The organism is Streptomyces sp. PsTaAH-124 (assembly GCF_000373685.1).
In the GTDB taxonomy this organism is placed as follows: Bacteria; Actinomycetota; Actinomycetes; order Streptomycetales; family Streptomycetaceae; genus Streptomyces; species Streptomyces andamanensis.
In genome coordinates this window covers 1-13,353 of sequence record NZ_KB892168.1, presented here as the reverse complement: position 1 = coordinate 13,353, position 13,353 = coordinate 1, and the positions used below count along the sequence as shown (strand labels likewise).

At 74.9% G+C, this 13,353-nt stretch carries 12 protein-coding genes; 7 read left to right on the top strand and 5 right to left on the bottom strand.

Annotation, left to right across the window (positions count from 1 at the left end; all coding sequences use genetic code 11):
- Window positions 1-116 precede the first annotated feature (116 nt).
- Window positions 117-2,915, top strand: coding sequence for an AAA family ATPase (locus B086_RS0114775; protein WP_026252432.1), 2,799 nt, complete (start codon window positions 117-119; stop codon window positions 2,913-2,915).
- A gap of 515 nt (window positions 2,916-3,430) precedes the next feature.
- Here the strand turns inward: B086_RS0114775 and B086_RS0114770 are convergent.
- Together B086_RS0114770 and B086_RS0114765 are read right to left on the bottom strand one after the other, a co-directional pair.
- A complete protein-coding gene (locus tag B086_RS0114770) occupies window positions 3,431-6,148 on the bottom strand; it encodes an AAA family ATPase (protein ID WP_018567191.1) in 2,718 nt (905 codons plus the stop codon).
- 150 nt (window positions 6,149-6,298) lie between these two features.
- Window positions 6,299-6,733, bottom strand: a complete 435-nt coding sequence (locus B086_RS0114765) for a hypothetical protein (RefSeq protein WP_018567190.1) — start codon at window positions 6,731-6,733, stop codon at window positions 6,299-6,301.
- A 421-nt stretch (window positions 6,734-7,154) separates the two neighbouring features.
- Between B086_RS0114765 and B086_RS0114760 the strand changes: the two genes are divergently transcribed.
- Entirely contained in the window at window positions 7,155-7,730 is a 576-nt protein-coding gene (locus tag B086_RS0114760; protein WP_018567189.1) for a TetR/AcrR family transcriptional regulator, read from the top strand.
- A gap of 63 nt (window positions 7,731-7,793) precedes the next feature.
- Here the strand turns inward: B086_RS0114760 and B086_RS0114755 are convergent, their stop codons facing one another.
- Window positions 7,794-8,333: a CGNR zinc finger domain-containing protein gene (locus tag B086_RS0114755; protein WP_026252431.1), complete on the bottom strand. Its 540-nt coding sequence runs from the start codon at window positions 8,331-8,333 to the stop codon at window positions 7,794-7,796.
- Between the two features lie 331 nt (window positions 8,334-8,664).
- On the opposite strand from B086_RS0114755, the gene B086_RS0114750 reads away from it, so the two are divergent.
- Window positions 8,665-9,024: a hypothetical protein gene (locus tag B086_RS0114750; RefSeq protein ID WP_018567187.1), complete on the top strand. Its 360-nt coding sequence runs from the start codon at window positions 8,665-8,667 to the stop codon at window positions 9,022-9,024.
- A gap of 58 nt (window positions 9,025-9,082) precedes the next feature.
- Here the strand turns inward: B086_RS0114750 and B086_RS45910 are convergent, their stop codons facing one another.
- Window positions 9,083-9,205, bottom strand: a complete 123-nt coding sequence (locus B086_RS45910) for a hypothetical protein (protein WP_267880886.1) — start codon at window positions 9,203-9,205, stop codon at window positions 9,083-9,085.
- A gap of 412 nt (window positions 9,206-9,617) precedes the next feature.
- Here B086_RS45910 and B086_RS0114740 point away from each other — a divergent pair, with 412 nt between their 5' ends.
- Complete coding sequence (locus tag B086_RS0114740) at window positions 9,618-10,022, top strand: hypothetical protein (protein ID WP_018567185.1); 405 nt, start codon at window positions 9,618-9,620, stop codon at window positions 10,020-10,022.
- A 124-nt stretch (window positions 10,023-10,146) separates the two neighbouring features.
- Here B086_RS0114740 and B086_RS0114735 read toward each other — a convergent pair whose 3' ends face one another.
- A complete protein-coding gene (locus tag B086_RS0114735) occupies window positions 10,147-10,734 on the bottom strand; it encodes a TetR/AcrR family transcriptional regulator (RefSeq protein WP_234020980.1) in 588 nt (195 codons plus the stop codon).
- Between the two features lie 188 nt (window positions 10,735-10,922).
- Between B086_RS0114735 and B086_RS0114730 the strand changes: the two genes are divergently transcribed.
- The 3 genes from B086_RS0114730 to B086_RS0114720 form a co-directional block, all read left to right on the top strand.
- A complete protein-coding gene (locus B086_RS0114730; RefSeq protein WP_018567183.1) occupies window positions 10,923-12,125 on the top strand; it encodes an acyl-CoA dehydrogenase family protein in 1,203 nt (400 codons plus the stop codon).
- A 102-nt stretch (window positions 12,126-12,227) separates the two neighbouring features.
- Complete coding sequence (locus tag B086_RS0114725; protein ID WP_018567182.1) at window positions 12,228-12,839, top strand: flavin reductase family protein; 612 nt, start codon at window positions 12,228-12,230, stop codon at window positions 12,837-12,839.
- A 152-nt stretch (window positions 12,840-12,991) separates the two neighbouring features.
- Window positions 12,992-13,353, top strand: a 362-nt coding sequence (locus B086_RS0114720; protein WP_037873528.1) for an NAD(P)-binding domain-containing protein, incomplete at its 3' end; no start/stop codon positions are given.

The following is a 13,353-nucleotide window of genomic DNA, read 5'->3' as shown; positions in this document are numbered from 1 at the left end:
CAAGCTGCATGCGAACTGCCTGGTTCCGCGGGTATGCCTTCCGGTGGGATGGACCCAGGCAGAAGAGCGCTCCCGGGAATCCGGTGGGGCCGTTCGCCGCAGATCGGGGGTCATCCATGAACGCGCAGACCGAGATTCCCCCTGCCCCTGCCGGGACGCAGGAGCGCCGTCCGGTGCTGCCGCTCGCGGCGGCCCTGGCCCGCAGGGCGCCCGGGGACTCGGGCCTCGTCGGCCGCGGGCGCGAACTGCGGGAGCTCGACGGGTTCCTGCGCGAGTCGCTGGAGCGCGGCGCGGCCCGGGTGCTGTGCGGGCACGCGGGCTCGGGGAAGTCGGCGCTGCTGGACGCCTGTGTCGAGCGGGCGACGGCCGCCGGGATACGGGTGCTGCGCTGCACCGGCATCCGGGGCGGCCACCCGTCCGACCTGTCCGGTCTGCTCCAGATCGTGTGGCCCGTCCTCGGCACTCCGGGCTGGTCGTCGGCGGCCGGACGGCTGCGCACCCTGGAGATGCTGCTGATCGACGGGGCCGCCGCACCCCGCGACGACCGCTCGCTGCTGCCGTTCGCGGTGCTCCGGGTGCTGGAGTCGGTCAGCGCCGAGCAGCCGCTGCTGATAGCCGTCGACGACTGGGACGCGCTGGACCGGCCCAGCCGGGAGGTGCTCTCCTTCGTGGCGCGCCGTGCCGAGGGCCGTGCGATGGGCTTCCTGCTGTCCTCGCGTCCGCACCGGACGCGGCTGACGGCCCTGGCCGGTCTTCCCGAGCTGCCGCTGGGCCCGCTGTCGCCGGTGCAGTCCGCCGCGCTGCTGGCGGCGCGGCGGCCGGGCAACGACGCCGAGGCCGTGCGCGAGCTGCTGGCCACCGCCGCCGGGAACCCGCTGGCGCTCCTTGAGCTGCCCACCCGTTCCGAGGACGACTTCCCCCACGTGCCGGCCTCCTCCGACCGGCTGGCCTCCGCCATGGCGCCGGGCGTCTCCCGGCTGCCTTCGGGCACCCGGGACCTGCTGCTGGTGGCGGCCCTGCACCCGGCGGGCGAGCTGCCGCTGCTGCTGTCGGCCGCGTCGCGGATCGCGGGCGCCGAGCTGGACTTCGCCACGGCGGAACCGGCCGAACGCGACGGCCTCGTGGTCTTCGACGGCATGCGGCTGCGGTTCGGCCACCCCGCCACGGCCGGGGCCGTGGTCCACGACGTCGCGCCGCAGCGCTGCCGCGCCGCGCACGCGGCCCTGGCCGCCGTACTGCCCCCGGAGTCGGTACGGATGCTGTGGCACCTCTCGCAGGCGGTGGAGGGACCCGACCCGGAGCTGGCCCGCCGGCTGGAGGCCGCGCACCGCCGCGCGCTGGAGCAGTGCGAACCGCCGATGGCCGTACGTCTGCTGCGGCGGGCCGCCGAGCTGTACCGCACGCCCGAGGAGCGCGGGCTGTGCACCCTGCGGGCCGCCCAGCTCGCCGACGACCTCGGTTTCGAGCGCATCGCGCGGACCCTGGCGCTGCGGGCGCTGCGCCATCCGCTGGGGCCGCTCGGGGGGCTCTGCGCCCAGGTCCTGGCCTGGCCGGGCGAGAACGGCGTACAGCTGCCGTCCGGTCCCGGGTCCTGGCCCGTGCCGGACGGTGCCGCCGAGCAGGAGAGCGCGCTGGAGCTGGTGCGGCTCACGGCGCCCTCGGTCGCGCGCGACCCCGCGCGCGCCGCGGAACTGCTGGCGTTCCTCGACGCGCTGCCGGAGCGGGCGGGCGACCCGCGGCTGCTGCACGCCATGGCCAAGGTGGCGCCGGTGCGCCGGGCGGGGACCGTCGTCTCCCGGCTGGCCGCCTTCCACGGTCTGACGGACACCTCCGTACGCGATCTCGAACGGCTGGGCGAGGCGGCGCTGCTCGCCGGGGACCCGCCGCGCGCGCTGGACCTGCACCGGCAGGCGGAGCGCCGCTACCGCTTCCACGATCTGCCCGAACGGCTGGCCCGGGTCGTGCTCCGGCAGGGCCTCGCGCATCTGGCCATGGGCGACTGGGGCCAGGCCGAGCAGGCGTTCGGTGAGTCGGGGCGGCTCGCCGAGGAGTACGGCCGGCCCCACCACCGGGCGGCGGCCCGGCTGCTCCTGGACCTGACCCGGGCGCTGCGCACCGGCACGGCGCCCCCCGCCGACCCGCTGGGCCTCCAGGAGGCGCGGCGGTCGCTGCCGACGATCGACAGTGTGCTGGCCGTGGGCCGCGGCTGGGCCCTGGTCGAGGGCGGTGACTTCGGCGCCGGGTTCGCCGCGCTCACGTCGCTGCTCACCGCGCCCGACCGGCCCACGGCGGCGATGCCCGCGCTGATCCCCTACGCGGAGGCCGCCGTCGCCGTGAACGCGGCCGGGAAGGCGCGGGCCACGCTGGACCGGCTCGCCCGCGAACTGGGCCCGGAGTGCGCGCCGCTGGTCGCCGCCCGGCTCGCCGTGGCACGGGCCGTCCTCGCCGACGAGCGGGACGCGGAGCCGCTGTACGAGCGGGCCTTCGCCATGGATCTGGCCCGGCTGCCCTTCCTGGAGGCTCCGCTGCGGCTGGCGCACGGGCGGCGGCTGCGGCTGCGGCGCCAGTTCGCCGAGTCCCGGGTCAGCCTGCGCCAGGCGGCGGCCCTCTACACGATGACGGGTGCCGACGCGCGGGCCGCGCGGATCGCCGCCGAGCTGCGGGCCTCCGGCGAGCGCCAGGAGAGCGGCACGCCCGGCGCGCGGCGGCGGACCGCCGTGCGCGAGGTCCTCAACGCCCAGGAACTGCGGGTGGCCGAGCTGGCGGGCCGGGGCCTGTCCAACCGCCAGATCGGCGAGCTCCTTCACCTCTCGCCCCGCACCATCGGGGCCTACCTCTACCGCATCTTCCCGCGGCTGGGCGTGACGGCGCGGGCGCAGCTCACCGAGGTGCTCCGCGACGGCCTGCCCGGCTGATCCACACGCGGCACCGGCCACCGTCCGGCCGTCCCGTACCGATCCGCTCCGCACGGCGAACCGGCCACCCGAGCTGACACCCGCCGCCCCGCCCGGACGGCGAAAGCCCGCTCGCGCGGGCGCCGGTGTCCGGGTCCGGGCCCACGGGGCAGATCGCCTCGGCGGACAGGGCGGCCGGGGCGGCCGGCGGATACGTCCGGGCCGGCCGGGCGCGAGGGCGCGGACGCGGGACGCCGGGGTGCTGCGGGGCGGCCCCGACCCGGGTGACTGCGCCGGGCACCGGACGGTCGGTCCCGCCGATCCGCGCGGCGAGCCGGGCATGCGAGGTGACACCCGGCCGGGCCGCCGGGGCGGCGGACGACCGCTCCGCGCGGGCCCCGGGGCCCCCGGTGCGGACGGCAGGCCGCCCCGCCGGACGCGGCTCCCCCGGGTGCCGCGGGACGGCCGCGCGGATCAGCGGCGTACGTACGACCGCACGGGCGCGGCCCGGCCGCCGAACGCCGGTCACCGGCCGGTCAGTCCGTGCCGATCCGCGCGGCGAGCTGGGCGCGTGAGGTGACGCCCAGCTTCGGGAAGATCTGGTACAGGTGGGAGGCCACCGTGCGCGGGGACAGCCGCAGTTGTTCGCCGATGGCCCGGTTGGACAGGCCGCGGGCGGCGAGCCGGGCGATGGTGAGCTGCTGCGGCGACAGCACCCGGGAGACGTCGCCGGCGTCGGGTTCGGCGGCGGGCCGGCCGGCCGCCCGCAGCTCCGTGGCCGCCAGCTCGGCGCGGGGCTCCGCGCCGAGCGTACGGAACAGGGACTCGGCCTCGGCGAGCGGTGCGCGCGACTCGATGACGCGGCGTCTGCGCCGCAGCCAGGCGCCGTGGCCGAAGAGGGTCATGCCGTGCAGCAGCGGCCAGGTCTCGATGCCGGGCCGCAGCGCCTCGCGGTAGCGGTGCTCCGCCGCCTCCTCGTCCGGGCCGATCAGCGCGTCCGCGTAGGCCAGGATCCGCCGCAGCAGCGGGGTCCGGCCGGTGCGGGTGGCGGCCTCGACCTGGGCGACGACGGCCCTGGCGTCGTCCTGTTCACCGGCCGGCGGTGCCGCCTCGGCGAGGAAGGCCAGGCCCCAGAACTGCTCGTAGGAGTAGGGCGCCGACGGTTCGGTGACCATCGAGCGCAGCTGGGCGTACGCCTCGGCGTACCGTCCGGTGCCGGACGCCGTCAGGGCGCGGGCGAGCGAGGCCAGGCTGAGCTGGCGGCTCTGGCCGAGGCGCAGGGACGCCTCCTCGACCTCCGCCGCGCACTCCAGGGCCCGCTCGTGCTCGCCGCGCAGGGCCGCGACGACGCCCAGGGCTCCGGTGGCCCTGGCCACCCAGTCGGTCTGACCGGTCCTGGCGGCGATCGTCCGGCCCTCGTCGGCCAGGTCGCGTGCGGTGTGCCACTGGGCGCCGAGCCAGATCTCCTCCAGCGCCCTGGGCACGAGGATCTGCGGCAGCCGCCCGTGGCGTCCCTCGGCGCGCGCCGTCCGCTCCGCCTCCCGGAACAGCAGGGTCGCGCGGCCGAGGTCGCCGACGAGGTGGGCGAGCTGGCCGAGCAGCCCGACGTCCGCGCCGCCGGGCCGGCGCAGCACGCGGTGGGTGTCCTCGTCGGGCACCGCCTGCGGTTCGACCAGTGCCATGACGGCGATGTCGCGCGCGTCCCACGGGCGGGGCCTGAGGTCCTCGACGGTGTCGGTGAGCAGGCGCCGTTCGCCGGGTCCGGCCTGGTGCCACCAGCACCGGCGGGCCGCCGCGTGCAGCAGCTTCCGGGTCAGCTCCGGGTCCGTCGCGGCGACCGCGCGGGCCGCCTCGCACAGTCCGGCGATGCTCTCCCGCCCGGCCACGAAGTTGCCCGGCAGGAGTTCGTGCACCCACAGCAGCAGGGCACGGCCGTAGGTGCCGAGTCCGGCCGGGTCGATGCCGCGGGCGAGCCGCAGGGCCTGTTCGCGCAGGCCGTGGTCGCAGGCGAGTTCGGTGGCGCGCAGCAGCCGGGCCGCCCGGCGGGCGGGGTCCGGGGAGAGGCGGGCCGCGTTCTCCAGTGCGGCCAGGGCGGTCAGGACGGCGGTGCCCGCACTGGCGAGTCCGGCCAGTTCCTCCAGGCGGGCGGCGAGGTCCTCGTCGGTGCCCACCGCGCACTGGGCGGCGTGCCAGGCCGCGTGCGGCGGGCTCGTGACGCTCCGTCCGAGGGCCGCGTGGGCGGCCATGCGCCGGGCGGCCGACTCCAGGTGCAGGACGGCGGGGCGGACGAGCGGCCGGGGGAACCGCAGGTTTCGGCCGTCCTCGGCGAGCAGGCCGCGCCGGACGGCCTCGGTCAGTCCGTCGCGGGCCGCGTCGCCGCTGCCCAGGACGTGCCGGGTGGCGCCCAGCACGTCCCAGGTGAGGGACGAGGTGCTCAGTGCCGCGCTGAGCAGGGCGCGGCGCGCGGGCTCCGGCAGTTCGGCCAGGTCCTGCGCGTACGCCTGGGCCATGCGCGGTGTCGCGGGGAGCAGGCCGAGTCCGGCGGTGTCGCCGGGGGCGCCGTCGCCCAGGGACAGTTCGGTGAGGGCGAGCGGATTGCCCCCGGCCACGGCGACGACGAGTTCCGTCTCGGTGTATCCGGTGGCCCGTCCGGCGTGTTCGACGAGCGCACGGGCCTCGGGGCCGGACAGCGGGCCCAGGGTGACGGCGAGCGCGTCCGGGGCGAGCGGGGTGTCGGGTGCCGTCCGCTCGGCGACGATCATGCCGATGCGGGTGCCGGCGCAGAGCCGGGCCATCTCCCGCAGGGCCGCGCGGCTCTCGGCGTCGATGCGGTCGAGGTCGTCCACGCAGACCAGGGCCGGTCCCGGTGCCTGGGCGATGAGGGCGAGCACGGCTGCCGCGAGCCGGTCCGGTGCCGGGGCCCGGTCGCCGCCGAACGCCGCCTCCAGCGTGTCGCGGTCGGCTTCCGGCAGGGTGCGGGGCGGGGCCGGATGCGGGCGCAGGAGGGTGTGCAGCGCGGCGTGCGGGATGTCCTGCTCGGCCGGTGCCCAGGACGTCGTGAGTACCCGTACGCCCTGGTCGGCCGCGGTGCGGGCGGCGTACCGCAGGACGGCGGAGCGGCCCGTGCCGGGGGCTCCGCTCAGGTGGAGCACCCGTCCGCCGGCGGGCAGGGCGGCCAGCAGTGCGGCCACCTGCTCCTGTTCGTGTGCACGACCGATCAGACGCGTGTCGTCCGAACCGAGCCTCGCGCTCATCCCGTGCCCTTCTCCGCCGTCCCTCCAGCAGCCGCGGTGCGTCCCTGCTCGACACACACGCGCCCGGCAGGCCGGCGGTGCTCCTGGCCCGGAGGCCGCGGGGCGACCGCGATCAGCTTCCCGTCCGCCGCCAAAAGGGCAGGTCGGATGCTAACACCGAGCGACGTCGCCCAGGTGGGCGGCCCCGGGGTCGGCGTCCGCGTAGAGACCGCGGATGCTGACGTGGTCCCCGCATTCGAGGCGGTGGAAGACCCAGTCGATGGGACAGCACTGCCGCGCGCCGGGCAGCTCCACCACGAGCGGGGAGGCGGTCGCGGAGGGCCCCGGTCCGTGCCGCCACACCCCGCCGGCCCGGCGGGTCAGCATCTCGCCGATGTAGCAGCCGAAGGCGACGAGCGACTCGGCCATCTCCTCACCGGTGGCACCTTCCGCGCGGAAGCCGTCGACGATCCCCTCCACCACGTCGAGGCTCTCCGGGGTGTAGTCCAGCTCCGCGCCGCTGATGTCGGCTGCGGTCGCGACGATGGCAGCTGCGTGCCGGGGCGCGCTTGCGGGCTCCAGGGGGTGCTTCAGGTGCAGCTGCATGTTCGTCCTCGGGCTGATGCCGTCACTGTCGTCGAGGCTAGCTGGATAACACCTGCGCAGCATGCCCCTGTTTCCGCTGGTCCGAAACTCAGCCGGTTCCGTTCCACCTGCCCCGGCGGCACATGGTGCACCGCGAGAACAGGAACGTCGAGTTCCGTCGGCACCAACCTGTCGGACACACCCGTACATATGCGCAGGAGAGGTGCCTTGACGTCACGTGATTCTCCAGGAGGACAGTCGATCGACTCATGCCTCCCGGTCCCCCGCCTGCCAGAGTCGGCACCGTGTTCCGTCGCCGGCTCCCAGGGGTTTCCCCGGTGTGCCGACAGGGCCCCAGGGCCTTCCCGCGCTCGTCCGGATCCGGCCGGACACCACCGGATCCCATCCGTCGGCGCAGCACCGGCGAAGGAAGGACTGAGCCATGGCACGCCCTCGCGCGTTCGACACCGGCCTGGCAGTGGAGCGGGCCATGGACCTCTTCCGCAGGCAGGGGTACCACGCCACCCCCCTGCCCCTGCTCACGGCCCGGCTCGGCATCGGCAGCGGCAGCCTGTACGCGGCCTTCGGCTCCAAGGACGGGCTCTACGCCCAGGCCCTGGAGCGCTACTGCGCCGCCCTGGTCGCCGATCTCGCCCGGCTGACGGAGGCGGACACCGACATCCGCACGGCGCTGCGCGCGTTACTGCTGACGCTGGTGGCGGACGACGTGGCAGACCCCGAACGCGGCTGCCTGCTGGTGAACGCCGCGACGGAACGCGCCGCGCACGACGCCACGGTCGCGCAGGTGAGAGTCACCATGGCCGCGGTGGAGGCGGTGCTGACGGACGCGCTGGAGCGTGCCGCCGAACGCGGCGAGCTGGGCGCCGGGCGCTGTCCGGTGGAACTCGCCCGGTTCCTCGTCACCTTCGTCCAGGGGCTGCACGTGATGGGGAACGCACGTGCCGACCGGGTGTTCCTGGAGGGCGCGGTGTCGGGTGCGCTGCGCGTGCTGGACTGAGGTACCGGGGCGCGGGGCACCGCGCCCCGGCATGGATGAGGTGTGTTCGCGGGTGAGGTGTGTTCACTGCCGCCTCCGTGCCCTGAGGGCGGCCGACTTGACCCGGTTGCCGCAGGTCCTCATCGCGCACCACTCCCTGCGGTGGCCCCGGGAACGGTCGAGGTAGACCTGGGTGCACCCGGGACGCGCGCACTCGCGCAGCAGGACCGACTCCGCCCCCGCGAGCAGGCCGACCGCCTCGCGGGCCAGTTCGGCGAGGGCCTGGGAAGCGGTGCCCGTACGGCTCGTCCCGCGCGGTCCGAGCCGTACCGACACGGGTGTCCGGGCGGCCTGCCGGTTCACCGCGGCCATCGCGTCGGCGGGGAGCGGCGCGCCGGTGCGGCGCGCGGTGACCAGTGCGTAGATCGACTCGCGGAGCGTGAGGGCGGCCCGGACGTCCGCCTCCGCCGCCCCGGGCGCCTCGTCGACCAGTCCGGACGCGACGAACCAGGAGTCGAGGAGCCGCGGGGAGCCGATCCGCTCCACCGGGGCCGGGGCGCTCCGTGCCTGCAAGGTGCCCACGAAGTCGAGCGTGGGCGTCCCGCAGAGAAATACATGTTTCACATCACTCTCCTGACAGGTGACTTGAGTACCACCCCTTAAGGTAACCCCCCGAGCCGGTGACGGACGGTCGGCGCGATGTGTCGTTGGTCAAATCTCGCGACGCGAGGCAACCCGAGAACCGCTGGTTTCAGCCACACATGTGAGTCAATCTCCTGTGGATATGTCCATATACAGGCCGCGGTATCTGCGCATCCCGGACGGCCTCCGATGGCGAGATCCGCACTCACCCACACATGCTTGAAGATGCAAGCATCTGTGTGTGACGGCACCGGTCGGGCCGTCCCGACACATTCCTCGCTCGTTCGTCACCACACAGGACAAGGTGGGTAACATGCTCATGCCGAAGTCGAAGATCGCCGGCGCCGCCGCCGCGCTGGCCGCCGCCGCGGCACTGCTGGGCCTGGGTGCCGGGACGGCGGGCGCCACGGACTGGCCGCCCCTCCAGAACGGCGCCTACCTCTACTCGGGTCCCACCGGAAGCGGCACCGTGACCAAGGTCGACCTCGGGGACGCCGGGACGTGTCACACACTGTCCTCGCCGGCCGTGTCGGTCCAGGTGGTCTCCGGGTCCTGGGCCCTGGAGCTGTACTCGGGTGCCGGCTGCACCAGCCGCCACCCCTGGCGCACCGGTTCCCTGGACCAGGAGAACCTGCCCTGGAACATGCTCAGCTACCGGGTGGTCCCGGCGTGAGGTGACGCCGCCCGGACCGCCCGCACCGTGCCGTTCCCGTGCCCCCAAGGGCGCCGGTTCACCGCGTGGGGCGGTCCGCCCCGTGTTCCGCCTCGAGCTGCGCGAGCTTCGCGAGGGTGCCCTCGCGCCGGGCCTTGCGCCAGCCCTGCTCGGCGAACATGCCGTCGAAGAACAACTGCACGCTCTTGACCGGCGGGGCGGCGAACCCCGCGGAGGTGTGCGGCGCGTACCCGGCCGTGTCACCGGACGTCTCCAGCCACCCGTGCAGACACGGTCGGCCGGCCCCACGGCCTTCGGACCGAAGGAGTGCGCGGTGAGCCCCGCCCGGCGGACGCCGGGCGGCAGCAGGCCCTCGGCGGCCTCCAGGAGCACTCCCCGCTCGCTGTGCCCGGTGACCCGGACCGGGACGACGACCGCGTAGCCATCCGTGCCCACCTGCGAGGCCGGTGCCTTCTGCGGCGGGAAACATGTCACCGATGGCCGGCCGATGTGAACTCGGCTGCTCGCACGGCTCGTTGTCCTCTTGAGATCCCGGACCGCGCGGAGCGGCAGCAGCCGCCGGTCCCCCGCCTTCTTCCACCACGGGAGTTCCCATGCGTATCAAGCAGCGGCTGAGCCGCCGTACCGCGCTCGCGACGGGCACCGCCGTCCTCGCCGCCGGTGCCGCCGTCGTCGCCGTCGGCACACCCGCCTCCGCCGCCATCGGCAACCACCGGGTCCAGCTCTGCGCCCAGGGCAACTACGCGGCCGACATCACCTGGTCGACCGGCCTCCACAGCTACGTCGTCTTCCCCGGCCAGTGCCAGACCTTCGACATCGCCGGCACCGGTCCGTACACCATCGGGGGCTTCTACAACGTCAGCAAGGCGCACTTCGATCTGACCACGGTGCTGCCGCTGCCCGGCGGGTACAACTCCAGCACCCCGGGCAGCAAGTGGGGAGCCGAGGGCGACACCGGCAACCCGAACAACCCGCCGTACGTGGTGCGCTGGCAGTAGTACGCACCGCGCAGCGGCGAAAGGCCCCCTCGCACCCGCCCCGCAGGCGGAGGCGAGGGGGCCGCTGTCATGCCTTCGCACGGGCGGGCGGCCGCCCGTGCGCTGCCCTTGGGCGAGTACCGGCTCAGGGGCGCAGCGCCTGGAGGGTCAGTTCGCCGTACCGGCGCCACAGCGCGGGGTCGCGCTCGGCCGTCCGCATCAGTTGAAGGGTCATGCCGCACAGCACGACGCGCAGGTCGAAGGCCGTGGCATCGTCCCGTACCCGCCCGGTGGCCTTGGCCTCCTGCATGAGGTCGGAGAGCCGGACGAGCAGGTTCGAGGCGGTCTGGAACTGGACGGTGGCCAGCGCCTCCGACAGCAGCCGGTCCCCGGCGAGGCTCTCGAAGAGGCGGAGCACGAACACACGGAACCGCTCGTAGGTGTCCGTCAGTTCGAGCGCGGGGGCGGTGTTCCGGTCGAGCGTGGCCAGCCGGTGACCGACGACGGCCTCCAGGAGGTCTTCCTTGGTGGGATAGCTGCGGTAGACCGTGGCCTTGCCCACCGCCGCCCGCTCGGCGACCTGCGGCACCGTGCCCTGGAGGCCGGCCTCGCCGAAGACCTCCAGCGCCGCGGCGAACACCCGCTCGTGATTGCGCCGGGCGTCGGCCCTGCGCTGGGGCGCCTCGGGCCCCGCGGTCTCCGTGGTCTCCGGTGTCGTCTCCACTTCCTTCACCGTCCCATTGTGCCCGTCCCACGGTGTGCCGGGTCCGCCGCCAGGCCGGACCGCTGTCCAGCCGGCCGGACAGCGGTCCGGCCTGGCGGCCCGCACCCCGCCGAAACAACCGGACTCATGGGTCCGATTATACTGGGGACACAAGTGGACCCTTGAGTCCGTTTCACTCGACCCCTCGGAGCAGAGCGATGCACACACCGCGCCACCACGGCCTCGCCCCGGCCGCCGCCCGCGCCACGGAGGACCTGATCCAGGCCGTCCGCGCGATCTCCCCCCTGCTGCGCGCCGAGGCCGACGCCGCCGAACGCGACAGCCGGCTGACCCCCGAGACCGAGCGGGCACTGCGGGAGGCGGGGCTGTTCCGGCTCGGCGTCCCGCGGAGCTTCGGCGGTCACCAGCTCCCGCTCGCCGCCGTGCTGGACGTATCCGCCGAGGTCGCCCTGGCATGTCCGTCGAGTGCGTGGGTCGCGATGGTCGCCTACGTGGCACAGCAGCTGGCGGCCTCCTTCGGGGAGCAGGCACGCTTCGATCTGTGGGGCACCGGACCGGACACCGCGATGTGCGGTGTGTTCGGCGGTACGGACACCTCCGCGGAACCGGTCGAGCAAGGAGTGCTGGTCTCCGGCCGCTGGGGATGGGCGTCCGGCTGCCACCAGGCGGACTGGGCCCTGCTCGGGGTGCCCCTGCCCCGGCCCGGCGCCGCGCCGGAGCGCGGCCTCGCGCTCGTCCGGGCCGCCGATCTGACGATCGAGAACACCTGGGACATGGCGGGGATGCGCGGCACCGGCAGCGACACCCTGGTCGGCGATTCGGTGTTCGTACCGCAGCACCGGCTGCGTCCCTTCGCCGACGTGGCCGCGGGCCGGGACACCGCCGAGGAGCCGCTGTACCGGATCCCGCCGGGCTCGATGACCCTCGCGTCCATGGGTCCGCTGCTGGGCGCCGCCCGCGCGGTCTTCCGGCTGACCATGGAGGCCGTCGACGGCGGCAAGCCGATGGCCATGTCCCTCCATCCCCGGCTGGCCGACTCCCCCGGCGTCCAGGGCGCGCTCGCCGACGCCGCCACCCTGATCGACTCCGCCGCCCTGCACCTCGCGCGCTCCGCCGAGGCCGTCGACGCCGCGGCGGCGGAACCCGGCACCGCGCCCCTCGTCGACCGGGCACGGGTCCGCATGGACGCCGGACACGCCTCACGGTGTCTGCGCGAGGCGGTGCAGCTGCTGCTCACCGTGAACGGCGCGGGCAGCTTCGCCCGGGGACGGCTCGTCCAGCGCCACTGGCACGACCTGGAGACCGCGGCCCGCCACCCCACGCTCCACCCCGGCCTGGCCCGGGAGATGTACGGGCGGGCGCTGGTCGGCGACACCCGGCCGGTGAGCCCCATGGTCTGACCCGACCGCCCCCGTTCGGGCGGCGTGCGCCGCGAGACCGCCCCATGTCCACGGCCGTTCCACACCCGGACCTTCTCCCGACCCGTCAGACGAGGACACCCCATGGCCGACCCCGCTCCGCACACCACCCCCGGCACCGGCGCCACTCCCCCCGCCGACGCCGGAACCCACCGCGAAACCCTCGGACACTTCGCGTCGGGCGTGGTGGTCGTCACGGCACACACACCTTCCGGACCGGTGGGTTTCACCTGCCAGTCCTTCGCGTCCCTCTCCCTGGATCCGCCGCTGGTCTCCTTCGCCGTGTCCCGGACCTCCCGCACCTGGCCCCTCATCCGGGACACCTCCGCCTTCTGCGTCAATGTGCTCGCCCAGGAGCAGGAAGACCTCAGCACGGCCTTCGCCCGGTCCGGCGGGGACCGGTTCCGGCAGGTGTCCTGGACGCCGGGCCACCGGGGCGCACCGTCGCTGGACGGTGCCTGCGCCTGGATCGGCTGCGATCTGGTGCACGAGCACGAGGGCGGCGACCACACCATCGTCGTCGGCCGGGTCGCCTCGCTCCGGGCGGATCCGGCCCGCGACCCGCTCGTCTTCCACCGCGGGCGCTACCGCACGCTGGCGCAGCCGGGAGGACGGCGGCAGGACGGCGGCGAGCCGGACCCGGGCCGTGGAACGGCCACCGGCCCCTCTTCGTGTCCGGCCCCTCGTCACGTGTGACAACGTATTCCGGCTAGGCTGGCCGGGATCCGTCCGTCTTCGGGCCCCCTGTGCGATCCGCGGGCCGTAGGTGCGGGACGCCCCCACGATCCGGCACCGACGCCCCGGAGTTCCCGGGCCGCGGTGCGCCGATGTGAGCAAGGAGAGTTGCGGTGACTGAGTTGTTCTACGACGCCGACGCCGACCCGACCGTCATCCAGGGCCGCAAGGTCGCGGTCATCGGTTACGGCAGCCAGGGTCACGCCCATGCCCTGTCGCTGCGCGACTCGGGTGTCGACGTGCGGGTGGGTCTGCACGAGGGATCGAAGTCGAAGGCGAAGGCCGAGGAGCAGGGCCTGCGCGTGGTGAGCCCGTCCGAGGCCGCGGCCGAGGCCGACGTCATCATGATCCTGGTGCCGGACCCGATCCAGGCCCAGGTCTACGAGGAGCACATCGCGCCGAACCTGAAGGACGGCGACGCGCTGTTCTTCGGGCACGGCCTGAACATCCGCTACGGCTTCATCAAGCCCCCGGC